Source organism: Desulfocurvibacter africanus subsp. africanus DSM 2603 (assembly GCF_000422545.1).
GTDB lineage: Bacteria > Desulfobacterota > Desulfovibrionia > Desulfovibrionales > Desulfovibrionaceae > Desulfocurvibacter > Desulfocurvibacter africanus.
Genome location: NZ_KE383873.1, coordinates 264859 through 282162, shown reverse-complemented (window position 1 = coordinate 282162; position 17304 = coordinate 264859). Strand labels below are relative to the sequence as shown.

Below are 17304 nucleotides of genomic sequence, written 5' to 3'. Positions count from 1 at the left end.
GACGTTATTATCTGCTCCCTGGCCAGACCGTTCACCACTTCGTCATTCTGACTTCATTTCCCCACCACCGGCACCCGTGGAGGAATCGAGAAACTGAATCGCCAACCTGTAAGGTACGTGAGCCATTTAACTTTTCTTCCGTGAGGGCGGCTGCTTCCAGATGGCAGGCTTCCTGCTCAGGCGCATTCGGGAAAGACATCACGGGAACACAGGGGGTTCACCACCAAGCTCAGCAGGAGGGCTCCATGACGAAACTCAAAGAGTATGAGCCGGGCAGTCACTTCCCGGGCCGCATCGGGCGCACGCTGGACGAGTCCGAGCCTGCCTGGCCGCAGCCCACGCGGGCGCGGGAACAGTCGCCGAATATCATCTTCTTCGTCTGGGATGACGTAGGCTTCGGCCAGATGTCGGCTTATGGCGGGTTCTGCGAGACCCCGACCCTGGACCGGCTTGCGGGACAGGGGCTGCGCTACGCGAATTTCCAGACCACGGCCCTGTGCTCCCCCACCAGGGGTTGTCTGCTCACCGGCCGCAACCACCACACCCTGGGCCTCTCGGCCATAACCGAGCTCTCCCTCGGCTACCCGGCCCACAACGGCTACATGGGATTCGAACATGGTTTCCTCTCCGAAATGCTCCTGGAGCACGGCTACAACACTTTTGCCGCGGGCAAGTGGCACCTCACTCCGCCGGAGGAGACCACCACGGCCGGCCCCTTCCACCGCTGGCCTCTGGGCCGCGGCTTCGAGCGCTACTACGGCTTCCTTGGCGGGGACACCGACCAGTGGCACCCGGACCTGACCCATGACAATCACCCGGTCACGCCCCCGGCCAAGCCGGAGGAGGGCTATCACCTCAACATCGACCTTGCCGACCGGGCGATAGAATTCATCAAGGACGCGAAGGTCAACGCGCCGGACAAGCCATTCTTCCTCTACTACGCGACCGGCGCGGGCCATGCCCCGCATCACGTGGAGAAGCAGTGGATCGACAAGTACAAGGGCCGTTTCGACATGGGCTGGGACGAGTACCGCAAGGCCGTGTTCGAGCGCCAGAAGGCGCTGGGCCTCTTGCCCACAGGGGCCGAGCTCTCGGACCACGACCCCGACGTGCCGGCCTGGGACTCGCTCCCGGAAGAGGCTAGGCGCATGTATGCCCGCCAGATGGAGGTCTACGCGGCCTTCATGGAGCAGACGGACCATCATTTCGGCCGGGTTATGGACTTCGTGGAGACGCTCGGGGAACTCGACAACACGCTGGTCATCGTCATCTCGGACAACGGGGCCAGCGCCGAGGGCGGCGTGCACGGCACCTTCAATGAGGCGCTCTTCTTCAACTCGGTGGAGGAGACGCTCAAAGACAACCTCAAGCACTTCGACGACTGGGGCGGTCCGAACACGTTCCCGCACTACTCCTGGGGCTGGACCTGGGCGGGCGACACCCCCTTCCGGCGCTGGAAACGGGAGACCTACCGCGGCGGCACAAGCGACCCGTGCATCGTCTGCTGGCCCAAGCGCATCCGGGCTCGCGGCGAGGTGCGCCACCAGTACGCCCACGTGACGGACATCGTGCCCACTGTGCTCGCGGCCCTCTCCCTCGATGCGCCGGCCACCATCCGCGGAGTGCCCCAGTCGCCAATCCAGGGAGTGAGCTTCGCCCATACCTTCGACGACGCGAAGGCCCCTACCCGGCACCACACCCAGTACTTCGAGATGTTCGGCCACCGCGCCATTTACCATGACGGCTGGCGGGCGGTCTGCCCCTTCCCTGGCCCGAGCTTCGCCGAGGCCGCCGAGCAGGGGCGCTTCTTCGGCATGCCGCTCAGCGCGGAGATCCTTGACGATCTCGACGCCCACGGCTGGGAACTCTACCACGTGGCCGAGGACCCCTCGGAACGCCGGAACGTCGCCGCCGAGCACCCGGACAAGCTCCATGAAATGGTGCAGCGCTGGTACACCGAGGCGGGCAGGTACGGGGTGCTCCCCCTGGCCTCGGCCGACATGCAGCGCATGAACGTGGCCCGGCCCACCGTGTCCAGGCCGCGCGAGCGCTACGTCTACTATCCCGGCGGTGCGCCCGTGTCCTTTGCGGCGGCCCCGCGACTCTATAACCGCCCGCACAGCATTACGGCAGAGGTGGAGATCCCCGAAGGCGGGGCCGAGGGCGTCCTCATGACTCAGGGCAGCCGAAACGCCGGCTACGCTCTCTACGTCAAGGACGGCCGCCTGCACTACGTGCACAACTACGTCGGGCTGGAGCTGTTCAAGGTCAGCTCCGTGGAGCCGCTGCCCACGGGCAAGCTCAGGCTGCGCTATGAGTTCGAGCCCACGGGCAAGCCGGACTTGCGGTCCGGAAAGGGCTCGCCGGGCCGAGCCCAGCTCTACATGAACGGCACCATCGTGGGTAATCTCGAGATGCCCCTGTCCACGCCGAGCATGTTCGGCGTGCTCGGCGCGAGCTGCGGGTACGCGGCCTACGACTCGGTCATCCCAGAGGATTATGAGGCGCCCTTCCCCTTCTCCGGAAGAATCGACCAGGTGGTCGTCGACGTTTCGGGGGATTTGACCAGGGACGACCAAGCCGAGCTCAAGCGGCTCATGACGCAGCAGTGATGGCGGCAGTGATGGTGGGAAGGAGCCGCCTACAAACCATACGCAACAATCCCTGCCCCTGCGGGAGCGGCCGTAAATACAAGGCCTGCTGCCTGGACAGCAGCGCCGCAGCTCAAGGGATTTGCCGGCAGGTTTCGACGACAGGAACTCAGAATGACGAAGCGGAGTATCTGCGGTTCAGGCTTGGCGCAGTTCTGCTCAGAGCTGTTCCTCAGGGAGGATTCTCAGGAGTGTCGCTGCGCAGCGTCTCCGGAACCTCGTTTCCGGGTCCTTGAGGTACTGCTTTGCAGGGGTCCCCTCCTCCATTGCCTGCCAGACGATCTTCCCTCTTGCGGGCGCAGCGAATGCAAGGAGGTAGCTGTTCCCGGGCAAGGCTGCTTCATCCATGAATGCGGCCACCTGCCGGGCGAGCTCAGGGCTGAACACAAGCAGGCCGGTTTCCGTGTTTTGCACGACGGATCTCGGGTCCAGGTTCATGGAACCGATGAACACGGACGTGCGGTCAAAGACCATGGCCTTCGTGTGCAAGGAAATGGGAACCTGCCGGGACGAAACGGCCCAGTTCTTCTTGAGCGTTAGCGGGTCGGGGGGGAGTTCGCGAAGCTGGACTCCGGATTCGATCAACTCTCTCCTGTATTTCGCATACCCGCTATGCGCCGCCACCACGTCGTTCGTGGCCAGGGAATTGGTCAGGATTCGAACCCGCACGCCTTTGGCGGTCAGTTCGTTCAAATAGGCAATTCCCGCTTTGCCCGGGACGAAGTACGCTACTTCCAGAAGGATCTCCTGCTCGATTCGCTCCCCGTGCCGCCTAAGATGAGAGAGCACTCCGGTGTGCGGGAGGTTTTCCTTGTCAGGGTCATCAACAAAGGATTCGGCCTCGGCCCAGATGAAGCGTTCTCGGGACCGCTCCAGTGCGGCCTGATACTCTTGTGGGGAGTAGTCCAGTGCATAGGGAAAATCGTCCAGGTCCTTGCTTCGCTGCCGTTCCGCAAGGAAGCGTTCGAGTTCTTCCTGTACCGGAAAATGCCTGACCACCGCCCGGACAGGGACAGCCGAGGAACTGTTCCAGAAGGTGTCGAAGCCCTGCGAGATGTCCTGAACAATCGGTCCGATGCTGAGCAGGTCCAAGTCCCTGAAGTTCAGATCAGTTCCAAGCCCAAAGTATTCGTTCCCTATGTTCCGCCCTCCCAAGACGGCGATCGCGTTGTCCATGATGAAGACCTTGTTGTGCATCCTGCGATTGAGCCTTTTGAAATCGAAGAGAAAGTCGATGTACTGGAGGACCCTGCTGGAGAAGGGATTGAACAGACGGATCTCAATGCAGGGATGATGGTCCAGAAGGGCGATGACCCGATCCCGGCCCTTGATGTGCAAATCATCCAGGAGCACCCGGACCCGAACCCCCCTCTGCGCGGCCTTAATCACCGCATCCGCCAGGAGTCGCCCTGTGGTATCGCCCTCCCAGATGAAATACTGCAAGTCGAGCGTTCGTTCGGCGAGTCCGGCGAGACCGTTGCGCATGTTGAACGCGGACCCGGGTTCATCCAGAAGGATGAACCCGGAGTTCCCTCCGTTGCTCCGGATCTGATCCTTAAAAAAGCGCCCGGCAAAGGTTGTTTCCGGCGAGGAGCAGGCCTCGGAAAAATTTCTCTGGAACCTTGTGCGAGCGCCCTTCGACACTGTGGAGAGAGAACTCTTCATAATTCCTCTGTTCACGACCGCCTGAGGATCACGTCATGCAGACCGGCGCGGATTCTGATCGGCAGGTTAGCAATCCCCTCACCGTATGCATCCGTTATTAAGCGTACCCATTTGGCTCGTCACATTTTGCTCCTTGGCAGCCTCCGGTCAGTCGGCAGGAGGGGCTTCCGGAAGCCTCTGAGCAGAATCTCTGCCAACGCCGCCGTGCGGTATTGGGCTCTGAACAGGCTGGAACTGTTCGATTTCTTTCCTGCCTGCGGGCCACGCCTCACGGTGCGTGACGAAAGGAGGTCAGAATGACGAAACGGAGTTTCGGCGGATTTGGTTTGGCGTGAACCTCCTCAGAGCTGATGCTCCGGGAAGATTCTCGGGAGTGACCCTGCACAGCGTCTCCGGAACCTCGTTTCCGGGTCTTGAGATGAAGAACTCGCTGCTGGTTTATCTTTTCTATCTACGCTGAATAATTTTCGGAATAACGAAAATATGAGAGTTCTGGCTGGTGTAATTACCAAGGCTGCCGTCAGGGTGAAGAACCCGCATCGGCGGCATCGGGGGGGCGATGCGTTTTCCATCGAGTATCCTGCTGGCCATGCTTCTCGCGCTGGCGGTCAGCCCGCTTGCCTGGTGCCAGGACCCCGAGGACGTGAAGACAGCGGAGGACCTGATCAACCCCATCGCCGAGGTCGATGTCCTGACCTTCCTGGTCGACCAGAACTGGAACTTCGGTCCTGAAGAGGAAGGCTCGGTGGGGACCCTGACCTTCATACCGCGGCTTTCGTTCAGGCTCAGCGAAGACTGGTTTCTGAAAACCAGGACCATTCTGCCCTTTGTCTGGCAGAACGACCTGCCGCTAAAAGGCATGGACGATACCGGCTTGAGCGACATGAGGACCGCCCAGTACCTGTCCCCGGCACGGCTTACGCCCGGGGGCTGGGTCTGGGGCGTGGGTCCGGTCTGGCTTTTACCCACGGCCACCGAGGACACCCTGGGGCTGGACAAGTGGGCTGTCGGACCGAGCGCAGGGGCGTTCAGATACGTCGGGCCATGGCTCTACGGCATGCTGGCCGACCAGTTCTGGTCATTCGCGGGTCCCGGCGAGCGGGAGGTCAATCTCACAGTTCTGCAGCCGCAGGTGACCTACGTCGCCCCGACCCTGACCTCCTTCACGCTTTCGACCGACGCCACCTACGATTGGGAGTCCGAGCAGTGGCTCGTGCCCCTCAACTTCCGGGTCAGCCAGCTCGTGAAGCTGGGCGGCGTGCCGTTCCAGGTCGGGATAGGAGGCCGCTACTGGCTCGAATCGCCCGAGTTCGGCCCCGAAGGCTGGGGCTTGCGGGCGCAGCTCTCCATCTTGCTGCCGTGATGGGATTGCCGCCACGGCCCGACCCCCGGCGAAGCCGGCGCGGGAGCACCTTCAACCGAGGAGAAGAGCGATGCGCATCATCATTGCGTTAGGACTGCTCATGGCCCTGGCTTTTCCCCAGGCGACACTGGCGGCGGATGACGCGGAGTGGACCTTCACCGTCGCACCCTATGCCTGGTTCGCCGGCATCAATGGCGATGTCACGGTGAAGGGTCGGGCCGTGGATGTGGATACGAGCTTCTCCGATCTCTTCGACTCCCTCGACTTCGGCTTCCTGGGCTACCTCGAGGCGCAGCGGGGCAGATGGGGAGTCTTCGCGGACTTGAACTACCTCGATTTCTCCCTGGATCGCGAGGCGACCAAGAGCGGCGCGGCCATAAATGCCGAGCTCGATTTGACCCAGTGGATCGTCGAGTTCGGCGGGTTGTACAACTTCTTCAAGCAGGAGATCGGCGGAGCAGGCAGTGAGCAATGGATCGTTGCCGATGCCTATCTCGGCGGCCGCTACTGGGACGTGGACAGTGATCTCGATGTCGAGATCGCTGTTCCCGGTGGCGCAATGCAGGCGGAGTTCAGCCAGGATGCGAGCTGGGTCGACCCCATGGTCGGGGCGCGGCTCCAGGTGGACCTCCCGAAGCGCTTCCTCGTGCACCTGCGCGGGGACATCGGCGGCTTCGGCATCGGCGAAGCCTCGCATTTCTCCTGGAGCGCCATGGGGCTCCTGGGCTACCGGCTGGCCGACTGGGCCACGGTATTGGCCGGGTACAGGACTCTCAGCGTGAACCGGGAGGACGATTTCGATACCGACTTGACCATGCGCGGGCCCATCGCGGGCGTGGCCTTTACCTTCTGAGGGGGCAAGGGAGGCACCGGCGAGCACCCCCCTGAAGGGCAGACCGGCCAACCGGGATTGGCTGGATATCGATATGCAAAAGCCTCCTCAGGCGGCCTGGACGTCGGCGTCCGGACCGGGGAAGGGGCGTTCGCCGTGGATGGCGAGAGCGTCGACTGCTGGCGGCGCTCCCGATCTCCTTTCGCTCCTGCTTGCCTGCATGGACCCGCAAGCGCTCGAGGATTTCCGCCACAGCAAGGGCTGGAGGTCCAGGCGAACGCACTCGCGGCCTGGTCGATGCGGCCAGGGCGTGCCGCTGAACACCAGGAACATCAAGGATTTCATTGCGGCTTTCATGCTCGGCCGGAAGGGCTCACCCTCGACCTGCACCCGGAGGGCACCAGAGTCACCACGCCGGACCCAACCGAGTAGCCGGCCCGCGAAAGCTGCGGCCGCTTCGTCATTCTGACTTCCCCTCGTCACTACGCACCGCCCCATGAGCGGGCGGCCCGGACATCCGATCCAAAATTTCAAGGAATTCCAGCTTAACCCAGGGCCTGTCGGCTGGGAGTTCCGTTGGCAAAGATTCTGCTCATGGGCTTCCAGGCAGGCCAACCGGTGAACCCGTGGCGCTGACAAGGAGCCGAATGCGATGCAGGGAACGATCATGCCTCCGCCCGCCTTCCACGTCATGGCCAAGCCCACGGGCGCGCGCTGCAACCTGCGCTGCGACTACTGCTTTTTTCTCGATAAGAGCCGGCTCTACCCGGGCGGCACCTTCCGCATGTCCGACGAGGTCATGGAGAGCTACATCCGGCAGACCATCGCCGCGCACAAGGTGCCCCATGTCACAATCGCCTGGCAGGGCGGTGAGCCCACGCTCATGGGCCTCGACTTCTTCGAGCGCGCCGTGGCCGTGGAGCGGGAGAGCGCGCCGCCGGGTTGCGTGGTCGAGAACACGCTCCAGACCAACGGGGTGCTGCTCGACGAGCACTGGTGCCAGTTCCTGGCCGAGCACCGCTTCCTCGTGGGCCTGAGCCTGGACGGCCCCAGGCCCATGCACGACGCCTTCCGCCACGACAGGCAGGGGCGCTCGGTCTTCGACCGCGTGGTGCGGGCTGTGCGGCTCATGCAGAAGCACGGGGTCGAATTCAACATCCTGTGCACGGTGAATGCGGTCAACAGCCGCCAACCGCTTGAAGTCTACCGCTTCCTCCGCGACGAGCTGAAGACGCCCTATCTCCAGTTCATCCCCATCGTGGAGATCCAGGACGACGCCGAGCCCAGGCAGGACGCCCGCGTCACGGCGCGCTCGGTGAGGCCGAAGCAGTATGGCCGATTCCTGAGCGCCATCTTCGACGAGTGGGTGCGCCGCGACGTGGGCCGGATGTTCGTCCAGTTCTTCGACGGCGCGCTGGCCGCCTGGCTCCGGGGCCGGTCGACCCTCTGCGTGCTCCAGCCCGAGTGCGGCCAGGGCGTGGCCCTGGAGCACACCGGCGACCTCTACTCCTGCGACCACTTTGTGGAGCCGGAGCACCTCCTGGGCAACATCCTCGAGACTCCGCTGGCCGAGCTGGTAGGCTCGGAGCGGCAGCGCGCCTTCGGCAGGCGCAAGGCATCCAACCTGCCCCGTTTTTGCCGGGAGTGCGCCTGGCTCTTCACCTGCCACGGCGAGTGCCCCAAGAACCGTATCGCCCGGACCCCGGACGGCGAGCCGGGGCTCAACTATCTCTGCCCCGGCCTGCAGGCCTTCTTTCGCCACGTGGACCGGCCCATGCGCATCATGGCCGGACTCCTGCGCCAAGGGCGCGACGCAGGGGGCGTCATGACCATCCTGGCCGCGGAAGAGGCCGCGGCGCAAGGCGAAAAAACCGGGCGTAACGCTCCCTGCCCCTGCGGGAGCGGCCGTAAATACAAGGCCTGCTGCCTTGGAAAGGAGGACCATGTATGGCCAAGGACAAGCCGAACATCCTCGTCATCTGGGGTGACGACATCGGCATCACGAACCTGAGCTGCTATTCGGACGGCCTCATGGGCTACCGGACGCCCAACATCGACCGCATCGCCAAAGAGGGCATGCGCTTCACCGACTACTACGGCCAGCAGAGCTGCACGGCGGGCCGGGCCGCCTTCATCACCGGGCAGAGCCCCTACCGTACCGGTCTGACCAAGGTCGGCATGCCCGGCGCGGACATCGGCCTCATGGCCGAGGACGCCACCATCGCCGAGCTGCTCAAGCCCCTGGGCTACGCCACGGGCCAGTTCGGCAAGAACCACTTCGGCGACAGGAACAAGTACCTGCCCACGCTGCACGGCTTCGACGAGTTCTTCGGCAACCTTTACCACCTCAATGCCGAGGAGGAGCCGGAGCACATCGATTACCCGCCGGAGTCGGAATTCCCAGGATTCCACAAGCAGTTCAAGCCACGGGGGGTCATCCACTCCTGGGCAACCAATGAGGACGACCCCACCGAGCACGAGCGCTGGGGCAAGGTGGGCAAGCAGAAGATCGAGGACACCGGCCCGCTGACCAGGAAACGCATGGAGACCTGCGACACGGAGTTCTTGGCCGCGGCGCAGGACTTCATCAAGCGGGCCCACGGCGAAGACAAGCCCTTCTTCGTCTGGCTCAATACGACCTGGATGCACTTCCGGGTGCACCCGCCCGAGGAAATCCGCGGCCAGGCCGGCCGCTGGCAGTCGGAGTACCACGACGCCATGGTCGAGCACGACAAGCACGTGGGCAAAATGCTCGACTACCTCGACGAGCTGGGCATCGCCGAGGATACCCTGGTCTTCTATAGCACGGACAACGGGCCGCACATGAACACGTGGCCAGACGGGGCCATGACCCCGTTCCGCAACGAGAAGAACTCCAACTGGGAGGGCGCCTTCCGCGTGCCCGCCGTGGTGCGCTGGCCGGGCCGCATCCCCGCGGGCGTGGTCTCCAACCAGATCATGGCCCATCAGGATTGGCTGCCCACCTTCCTTGCCGCGGCGGGCGAGCCCGGCATCGTGGACAAGCTCAAGGCGGGGCACGCGGCCGGCGACAAGCACTTCAAGCTGCACATCGACGGCTACAACTTCCTGCCCTACCTCACGGGTGAGGCGGAGAAGGCGCCGCGGCCCGGCTTCATCTACTTCTCGGATGACGGCGACCTCGTGGCCCTGCGCTACGACAACTGGAAGACCGTCTTCGCCGAGCAGCGGATCCGGGGAACCGTCCAGATCTGGGCCGAGCCCTTCGTATTCCTGCGCTTCCCCAAGATATTCAACCTGCGCACAGATCCCTTCGAGCGCGCGGACGTGACCTCGAACACCTACTGGGACTGGGTCATCGACCACGCCTACATATCCTATGCGGGGCAGGCCATCGTCACGCGGTTCCTTGAGACCTTCAAGGAGTTCCCCCCGCGCATGAAGCCGGCCTCGTTCACCATCGACCAGGTGCTGGAGAGGGTGAACGATTCCATCGTGTCCAAGTATTGAGTTGCAGTCAGGGCCTGGACGGGAGCGCCGCCGCTCCCGTCCAGGCGAAGCGCCGCTGCAAGGGGTCCTCCGAAATCCGGTCCAGCCTCACGGGTGGACCGGATTTCGGGTGGACCCATGTTGATACGAAAACAGGGAAGGCCCTGCCCTCCCCTGCCCTTACTCGCCAGGGCCAGTCAAAATAGAGCAGATTGCTTTTAAGACGCCTGCTCCGGCGCCCGCGGCGCAAGTGAATTGCGCCTGCGCCTACTCGGCGGCAAGCCATGCCGACGCATGGCTTGCAGAGCATTTTCGAAAGCAAAATGCTCTAAGAGCAGATTGCTTTTAAAAACGCACGCTTCGGCGTTGACGGCGCAAGTGAATTGCGCCTACGCCTACGCGGGGCTTGCAGTGTATTTTCAAAAGCAGAATGCTTTAAATTTCTGCTCCTTCCGGGAATTCCGCGGGTGAGCCCTCAGACGCGTCTCGGAAGGTTCTGCTTTTTTCATGAATACAAGCTATTGATACAAACGGGCGCTTCCATGCAACGCAGCAGAATCGGTCACGATGTTAATGAAGCGCCTTCGCTGGGTACATGCATTGCGCTCGCAATAACACACGTACTCGTGATTTTCGACGGGATTATCTTTATTCCGAATGTACTCGGCAAGACGCTGAATGTTCCTGCGGACACGCTTCAATTCATCACATTTGGCACCATTCTCGTTGCTGCCGTGTTCACCTTTTTGCAGAGCCGGAGGCGATTCGGCATTGGGGCGGGCTTTATCCTTTTTGTCGGCTCGTACAGCGCCTTTCTGGTTTGTTCGATAGATGCTGTGCGCATGGGCGGTTTTGCAACCCTGGCCACCATGTCCTTGCTCACAGTGCCGATCATTTTTCTCTACACATACTTTATCCGCTTTTTCCGGCACATCATTACTCCGGCAGTGGGCGGCGTGGTCATTCTGCTGGTTGCCGTGTCCCTTGTTCCCATAGGTTTGGAGATCTGGACGGGCACGCAAGTCATGACGCCGGACATGTCCTTTTCCAAACTGTGGGTCGGGTGCGTGACGGCTGTTGTCCTCACGCTGTGCATGCTGTTTGGCAACACGGCTCTTAAGCTTTGGAGCCCTTTCATTTCTATCGCATGCGGATATGTTGCCGCTGCCTTGGCTGGCCTTCTGCACTTTGAACACACCCTCTCCGCAGCCTGGTTCGGACTTCCTCCGCTGGCCTGGCCGGGAATAGAAACAAACATCACCACTGCCCATTTGCCCCTTTTATTTGCCTTCAGCATGGCCATGCTGGCCAGTATGATTGAGAACACCGGCAACATAATGCTCGTACAGCAAATATCCAAAAGGGATTTCCGGCGTGTCTCGTATGATGCGGTTCAGGGCGGGCTGTACTGTGACGGGCTCAGCAAGGTTGCCAGCGGGCTGCTGGGTACGGCAGTTCCTTCCATCTACTGCGACAACCTTCCACTCATAGAAATCACCGGTGTGGCCTCACGCCGTATTGGTGCCTGTGGTGGTGCTGTCTTGCTGGTGCTTGCATTCATGCCCAAGGTTGGGGGTTTCATGCTCGATATGCCCGGTGCAGTCCTGGGCGGCCTGCTGATAGTTATTGCAGCCTTGCTTTTTCATGCCGGTATCGGGCTGTTGACCATAAACAAGCTGAGCAACCAGCATGGCCTTATTCTCGGCTTGTCTCTGTCGGTGGGGATTGTTGCAGAAAGCGGATCTTATTTTGGCAACATCATGCCTGAAGCCTTGGCGCCGATTATGGGCAACAGCGTTGCGCTTGGCGGCTTTACCGCATTCATGTTGAGCATAATCGCCTACCTGATGCCAAAACGTTCCGTGCAGGGGACATTCAAGCCTGATGTGTCGGAGTTGCCCAAGCTGCAAGAGATGCTGTTGCATGGGAAAAAGAAACTCCTCTTGTCAGAAACAGAACTCGACACGCTGATGCTCTGCTGTGAGGAAGTCTTTTGCCATATGCTGGAAGGAGATCCTGACGATCAGGAACGGTACCTGACTTTCCGGATATCCAAAGTAGAAGACAGGTATTTCACCGAGGTTGTCTGTGGCCATAAGATGGATGACATAAACAACTTTGCCGTTCCGGACAGCTTCTTCAGCGCTAAACCCGAGGAACTGAAGCAGTTGGGCATGATCCTGTTTTCAAAGTTTGCGCGTGACGTAAAACATCTCGAAATATCAGGCTATTCATTCATATCCTTTGTTATTTAAGCCGGCTTTGCACATTGGACTTTAGTCCATTTTGCTTTTGAAAATGCTCTGCAAGCCGTGCCTCGGCCTGGCTTGCCGCCGTGTAGGCGCAGGCGCAATTCACTTGCGCCCAGGCCGGAGCAGGCGTCTTAAAAGCACTCTGCTCCAGGATATCCGGCTTTATGCAGGCGGGCTGACCGGCAACTCCAGTCAGAACGTACATCCCGCACCAAGGGCTGATGTCAGGTACACTCTTCCCGCATGACCTGACTTCCTGAATAACCGCTTGGCCCAGCCGGGACTCAGGCAGCCCACAAGGCCCTCAGGCCCTCCTGCATGGCCCAATTGCAAGAAGGGGCAGGCGGGGCGAAATTTCTGTAAGCAATCAGAATGGCGATAAAAACAATTCACCATAAGAAGGTGTGACGCTATTGTCGTAAGCTACCCGGGAGTATGAGTGCGAAGCTTGCGCAACCAATCGCCCTTGAATCCAGATAAATCCAGGCGGGATGCTTGGCTCGGAAGAGCCGTGCGGAGGCTGACGAGCTTTCTGCTAATTTCCTTGTGGACAGCCAGCCTGTCCTCCTGTCTTGCCATGGAGCAGCCGGACCCCGCCGGGCAGCAGGCAGCGCTCTTCGGCGACGACCGCGTGGACAGCCAAGCAGCCGGAAGCATCTATGAACTGCAGGCGGCGGTCATGAGCGCAGCCGACTCGTATGCCGGCACCATGGCCAATGTTTTCACCTCCTTTGCCAATGCCGTGGGTACCGAGCAGGCGCGTCTGCATGCAGCCATGCGCAAGGCCTATGGAACGATTGCCGCCGTCGAGATCGCCGCCGGGCCGTATCCGGGCGGGGCCCTGCTCGATCTCGTCGTGCTCATCACCCTCAACCGCATGGTCTGGGAGGATCACTGGTCCCGAGTGTACGGCCGGGCCGCCAAGCCAGTGCTTGCGGCATTCCGCGCTCAGGAGCGGAAGATCTGGAGCTTGGCCGGGCGCTACCTCACCTCCGAGCAGCAGGGTGATCTGCGCGAGCTTCTGCTTGCCTGGCATGCGGAAAATCCCAAGCTGACCGGAGTCAACTACATTCGCTTCAGCGACTTCGGCGAACTCGGCCTCAAGCCCACCATGCGCGAGCTTGCCAAGCCTGGAGGGGTTTTCGCGACCATGCGCGAGGCGACCGCGATCGCCGGGGACATCAAGGTGACCCTGGATCGGGCGATGTATCTATTCTCGCGCCTGCAGCTTGCGGCCAATTTCCAGCTTGAATTCGCGCTGCTCCAGGCGGTGACCACCCCGGAGATCCGCTCTCTGCTGGAGGGCGCCGAGAACTTCCAAAAGCTGGGAAAACGGTACGCAGGCATCCTCGAACAGCTTCCGGAAGAAATGGATGAAATAGTCCAGAGCACCTTGGATAATGCGCTCCGGCAGATCGGCCGGGAGCGGGAGAACACCATCGTTCAAGCCTTGAGCGGCCTCACGGATCTCCAGGCGCAGACGCTCATCAAGATCAGCGAAATGATCCGGGAGGAGCGCAGCCAAGCCATCGCGCAGGCCCTGCAAGGCATTGAGTCCCGTCAGCGCGAGATGACCGAGGAGGCGCAGAAGCTGGTCCTCGAAACTGGCGACGAGTTGCGCAAGACCATTAACCACGCAGCACTCCTGCTCCTCGGACTGCTGATCTGCCTCTTTGCGCTGCTTTATGCCTACAAGGCGGCAATCCGCAGGAAGAGCTAGGCAGCATGGCGTCGCGCATATGGAGCGATGCGGACAACATGGGGTCGGTATCCGACCTTCACTGATTCAGAAGATCGTCTATAGTGCCTTCTTGGTGGTCGTTGTAAACAGGGGAGCAGCGGGTTGTCCGAACAGAAGAGTCGCAGCCATGCCCTAACCTGTACTGGCTCGGATGGAAGCATGGGCGATCCCGTCAACCCGCGGAGGGTCACGCCAGGAGGGGTTTGCACCGCGCTAGGCATCCTTATCCTCCTGGCGGGCTGCGCCGCGGGAATTGGCGTGGAGCCCGTCTCCCTGGACAAACGATTCGAGCAGCTGGACAGGAGCGCGCTGACGGACACGCTTCCCAGTGAACGGACGCTGCTCGTCCTCCGCCAGGAGGAGCTGCTGAAGAAATGGAAGCATGCCCCGGACGCGGCTCTGTCCGCGCTTTCGGAAAAGGTGCTTGCTCATCCGGACAGGAAGCTGGCCTTTGCGGTGTCGGAGCTGTGCTTCTTGCAAGCAGAGAAGCTCTCCAGGGATTCCAGGGAAAGGCTTGCGCTTCTGCTTTCAGCCGCATTCTATTCGTACAATTACCTTTTTGATCCTGGACTGGGAGAGCCGCCAAGCCCCTATCAGCCGCAGACCACATGGGCTCTTGAACTCTACAATCGATCTCTTGCGCAAGCGGTCAAGCTGATCAGGTCACGCGGCATCCGCCTCAAGGAGGGCTGGGAGCTCCCCATGATCGCGGGAGTCCTGACGGTTTTGAGCAAGAGGACCGAGCTGAGCTGGAAGCCGGAGGAATTCGATGAACTCCATCTGGCATACGAGTTCAAGGTCACGGGCCTGGACGAGCATCATGGGGAGCACGGCATCGGCGCCCCCCTGATCGCCGTCCGCCTTCAGGACAGGCCAGGGAGCAATCAGCCTCGGGCCTCCAGGGATGTATTTCGCTCACCTGTCGTGCAGACCTATCCGGCAACCATCGTCGTCAGCTTCACTCCCTGGCTAAGCGGGATCAGAGACTCTGGCGGACGCTTTCTGGCTGACATCACGATGCACGATCCCATGAGGACGAAGGACATCGCCATAGGGGATGCGCGGATTCCTCTCGAGGCGGACCTGAGCACTCCGCTGGCCTACATGATTCAGGAAGGCCCTCGGTTGCGCGGTGTCCAAGGGCTCCTCAAGGTGAACACCTGGCACAAGGTTCAGGGGCTATACACCCTGCAACCCTACCAACCCGACAGGATTCCGATAGTCTTCGTCCATGGGCTCATGTCCAAGCCCGCGACGTGGCTGCCCATGTTCAACAGCATCCTTGGCGATCCTGTCCTCAGAGGAAGCTACCAGTTCTGGTTCTATCTGTATCCCACCGGGAACCCGCTCCTCTATTCTGCCAGTCAGCTGCGCGCGACGCTGCTGAAAGTCCGGGCAATGCATGATCCGGAGGGGCGCAGTCCCTACTTCAACAACATGGTCGTGGTGGGGCACAGCATGGGAGGGCTGATTGCCAAGCTCATGGTCCAGAACGGAGGCGAGCCGCTCTGGCGCACCATTTCGGAGACGCCTTTCTCCAACGTGCGGTGGGATGCGGATGACCGCAGGATCATCGAGCAGGCGTTCTTCTTCGAGCCGCTGCCGTTCATCTCGCGCGAGATATTCCTCGCGACGCCGCACCGTGGCTCGACCTGGGCGGACCACCGGATCGGGCTGTTCGGCGCAACCCTGGTCGATCTTCCGGCCAAGCTCATCGAGTCCACCACGTCGCTCTTCTCGGCGCTCGTGACGATGCCGTTCTCCCGGCGATTTGCCGAGGAGGGGTCCCTGCAGCTCAGACGGATTCCCACGGGCATCGACGGCCTCTCCCCATCAAATCCTGTTCTCGGGTATCTTGCCAATGCCCCTTTGCGCGAGGGAGTCCCGTACCACAGCATCATCGGCGATAAGGAGGCTGCCGGGCTCAAGGGAGGAACCGATGGCATCGTGCCCTATGCGAGCGCCCATCTCGATGGCGCGGCCTCGGAAATCGTCGTCCATTGCGGCCACTCCGTGCAGGCATCCCCCCAGGCCATACGGGAGGTGATGCGAATCCTTCATGAGCACTTGCTGGCCACGGGGTTGGAGCAACCCTGAGCAGAGGCCGCTTGGCGGCGCGTCGCCAGAGCAGATTGTTTTTAGAGCATTTTGCATTTGACCTGAGAGAGGGCACGACCCTCTCTCAGACTCTCTCCCGCCAGGGAAATGATTTCCCTGGACCCTCATTTCATTTGCAAAATGCTTTAAGACGCCCGCGCAGGCCTAGGCGCAAGTGAATCGCGCCTGCGCTTTTCAGGTCGGGAAGGCTGATCAACGGTCACTTTGATCCAATATCTCATCAACCGGGCTGACCGCCAGGAAGGCCGCGCGAGAACGCTCGCTCGTGCTGAGCTGGGTGAAGCGGATAGGCCTGCTCGGATCATCCGTGCCGGTGTAATTCTTGATGCCGGCCCGGTTGACTGCCAGGGTCGTGTCTTCGAAGCGAAGCATGTCCCCCGGACTGGAAAAGATAGCCTCGACAAGCGTCAGGTAGTCCTTGAGATCGCTGAATTCCGATTTCAGCCTGGCGATTTCCTCATCAAGATGCGCCATTGTCTTCCCGCCCGCGTTCAGATCCCTTTCGACCTCGCCATGCTCCGCCAGGGCTTGGCCAAGCCCCTTTACCTTGAGCTGCACTATCTTCAGTTCATAGCCCAGCGAAGTGCGCTCGCGCTCCAAATCCTCAAGCTGCCTTCTCGTTTCAAGGATGCGCGCGGATGCAAGCGAGGCCAGCAATTCGAGGGCGAGGCGGATCATTTGATCGTTGGTCTCCTGGAGTGTGATCCCCGGCGCCACGCAGCGGTGATCGCTGAAGGTGACGACCTCCTGCGGCACATCCCGGCGGATCAGATCACCCACAAGGGTGCTCCCGTACACCAGATCCTCTCTCCTGCTCATGGTCAGAAGGAAGTAGACTTCCCGGCAATCGGGCCTGTCTGCCGCCGCGCGCAGGGCGGGGTCCTTGCGGAGCAAGCTCTCGAGCTGCTCGACCGAGGTGAAGCAGGCGTTCACGAGCGGATCGGATACCCAGGTTGCTTTCCCAAGGAGAACCGGGCCATGGAAGCGTCTGACGGCTTCCTCGAAATAGCTGGTCGAGCGTGCGATGGCCGGCATCAGCTGCTTTTTATAGCCGCGAACCGCCTTGATCTTCGGCGTGGCCGTCAGCACGACCCTCTCGGTCATCTCCGCCAGAAAGGCTTGCTGATCCGAACCCCCCTTCGGGCCCGCGGAGCGGAAGAAAGCAGAGAGTGATTCCACCAGGTCACGCACTGCCACCTGATACCTCCAAAGCC

General features: G+C 61.3%; 11 protein-coding genes. 9 read left to right on the top strand and 2 right to left on the bottom strand.

What is annotated here, in order from left to right; translation table 11 throughout:
- Positions 1-245 precede the first annotated feature (245 nt).
- Positions 246-2612, top strand: a complete 2367-nt coding sequence (locus H585_RS0118995; RefSeq protein WP_027368993.1) for an arylsulfatase — start codon at positions 246-248, stop codon at positions 2610-2612.
- Positions 2612-2887 (top strand): SEC-C metal-binding domain-containing protein, encoded by a 276-nt coding sequence (locus tag H585_RS24000; RefSeq protein WP_081678715.1) that lies wholly within the window; start codon positions 2612-2614, stop codon positions 2885-2887. Before H585_RS0118995 ends, H585_RS24000 begins: the two co-directional genes overlap by 1 nt.
- Here H585_RS24000 and H585_RS21820 read toward each other — a convergent pair.
- On the bottom strand, positions 2811-4316 hold the full coding sequence (locus H585_RS21820) for a phospholipase D family protein (RefSeq protein ID WP_051183219.1): 1506 nt from the start codon (positions 4314-4316) through the stop codon (positions 2811-2813). The two genes, H585_RS24000 and H585_RS21820, sit on opposite strands and share 77 nt — an antisense overlap.
- Positions 4317-4875: 559 nt before the next feature.
- Here H585_RS21820 and H585_RS0118985 point away from each other — a divergent pair.
- The 7 genes from H585_RS0118985 to H585_RS23170 all read left to right on the top strand — a co-directional run bounded on the left by H585_RS0118985 (position 4876) and on the right by H585_RS23170 (position 16069).
- A complete protein-coding gene (locus tag H585_RS0118985) occupies positions 4876-5679 on the top strand; it encodes a hypothetical protein (RefSeq protein WP_027368992.1) in 804 nt (267 codons plus the stop codon).
- Positions 5680-5749: 70 nt separating this feature from the next.
- Positions 5750-6532 (top strand): porin family protein, encoded by a 783-nt coding sequence (locus H585_RS0118980; RefSeq protein WP_027368991.1) that lies wholly within the window; start codon positions 5750-5752, stop codon positions 6530-6532.
- A 631-nt stretch (positions 6533-7163) separates the two neighbouring features.
- Entirely contained in the window at positions 7164-8522 is a 1359-nt protein-coding gene (locus tag H585_RS0118970) for an anaerobic sulfatase maturase (protein ID WP_027368989.1), read from the top strand.
- Positions 8459-10000 (top strand): arylsulfatase, encoded by a 1542-nt coding sequence (locus H585_RS0118965; protein WP_027368988.1) that lies wholly within the window; start codon positions 8459-8461, stop codon positions 9998-10000. Before H585_RS0118970 ends, H585_RS0118965 begins: the two co-directional genes overlap by 64 nt.
- 521 nt (positions 10001-10521) lie before the next feature.
- On the top strand, positions 10522-12234 hold the full coding sequence (locus H585_RS0118960) for a uracil-xanthine permease family protein (RefSeq protein WP_027368987.1): 1713 nt from the start codon (positions 10522-10524) through the stop codon (positions 12232-12234).
- 508 nt (positions 12235-12742) lie between these two features.
- Positions 12743-13951, top strand: coding sequence for a hypothetical protein (locus H585_RS0118955; protein ID WP_027368986.1), 1209 nt, complete (start codon positions 12743-12745; stop codon positions 13949-13951).
- Between the two features lie 180 nt (positions 13952-14131).
- Complete coding sequence (locus H585_RS23170) at positions 14132-16069, top strand: esterase/lipase family protein (protein ID WP_027368985.1); 1938 nt, start codon at positions 14132-14134, stop codon at positions 16067-16069.
- Between the two features lie 213 nt (positions 16070-16282).
- On the opposite strand, the gene H585_RS21815 is transcribed toward H585_RS23170, so the two are convergent.
- Entirely contained in the window at positions 16283-17287 is a 1005-nt protein-coding gene (locus tag H585_RS21815) for a hypothetical protein (protein WP_051183216.1), read from the bottom strand.
- Positions 17288-17304 lie beyond the last annotated feature (17 nt).

What these genes read in the sequence shown, in the direction of transcription:
- H585_RS0118995 (WP_027368993.1), top strand. Translation starts at nt 246, where the DNA reads ATGACGAAACTCAAAGAGTATGAGCCGGGCAGTCACTTCCCGGGCCGC.
- H585_RS24000 (WP_081678715.1), top strand. Translation starts at nt 2,612, where the DNA reads ATGGCGGCAGTGATGGTGGGAAGGAGCCGCCTACAAACCATACGCAAC.
- H585_RS21820 (WP_051183219.1), bottom strand. Translation starts at nt 4,316, where the DNA reads ATGAAGAGTTCTCTCTCCACAGTGTCGAAGGGCGCTCGCACAAGGTTC.
- H585_RS0118985 (WP_027368992.1), top strand. Translation starts at nt 4,876, where the DNA reads ATGCGTTTTCCATCGAGTATCCTGCTGGCCATGCTTCTCGCGCTGGCG.
- H585_RS0118980 (WP_027368991.1), top strand. Translation starts at nt 5,750, where the DNA reads ATGCGCATCATCATTGCGTTAGGACTGCTCATGGCCCTGGCTTTTCCC.
- H585_RS0118970 (WP_027368989.1), top strand. Translation starts at nt 7,164, where the DNA reads ATGCAGGGAACGATCATGCCTCCGCCCGCCTTCCACGTCATGGCCAAG.
- H585_RS0118965 (WP_027368988.1), top strand. Translation starts at nt 8,459, where the DNA reads ATGGCCAAGGACAAGCCGAACATCCTCGTCATCTGGGGTGACGACATC.
- H585_RS0118960 (WP_027368987.1), top strand. Translation starts at nt 10,522, where the DNA reads ATGCAACGCAGCAGAATCGGTCACGATGTTAATGAAGCGCCTTCGCTG.
- H585_RS23170 (WP_027368985.1), top strand. Translation starts at nt 14,132, where the DNA reads ATGGGCGATCCCGTCAACCCGCGGAGGGTCACGCCAGGAGGGGTTTGC.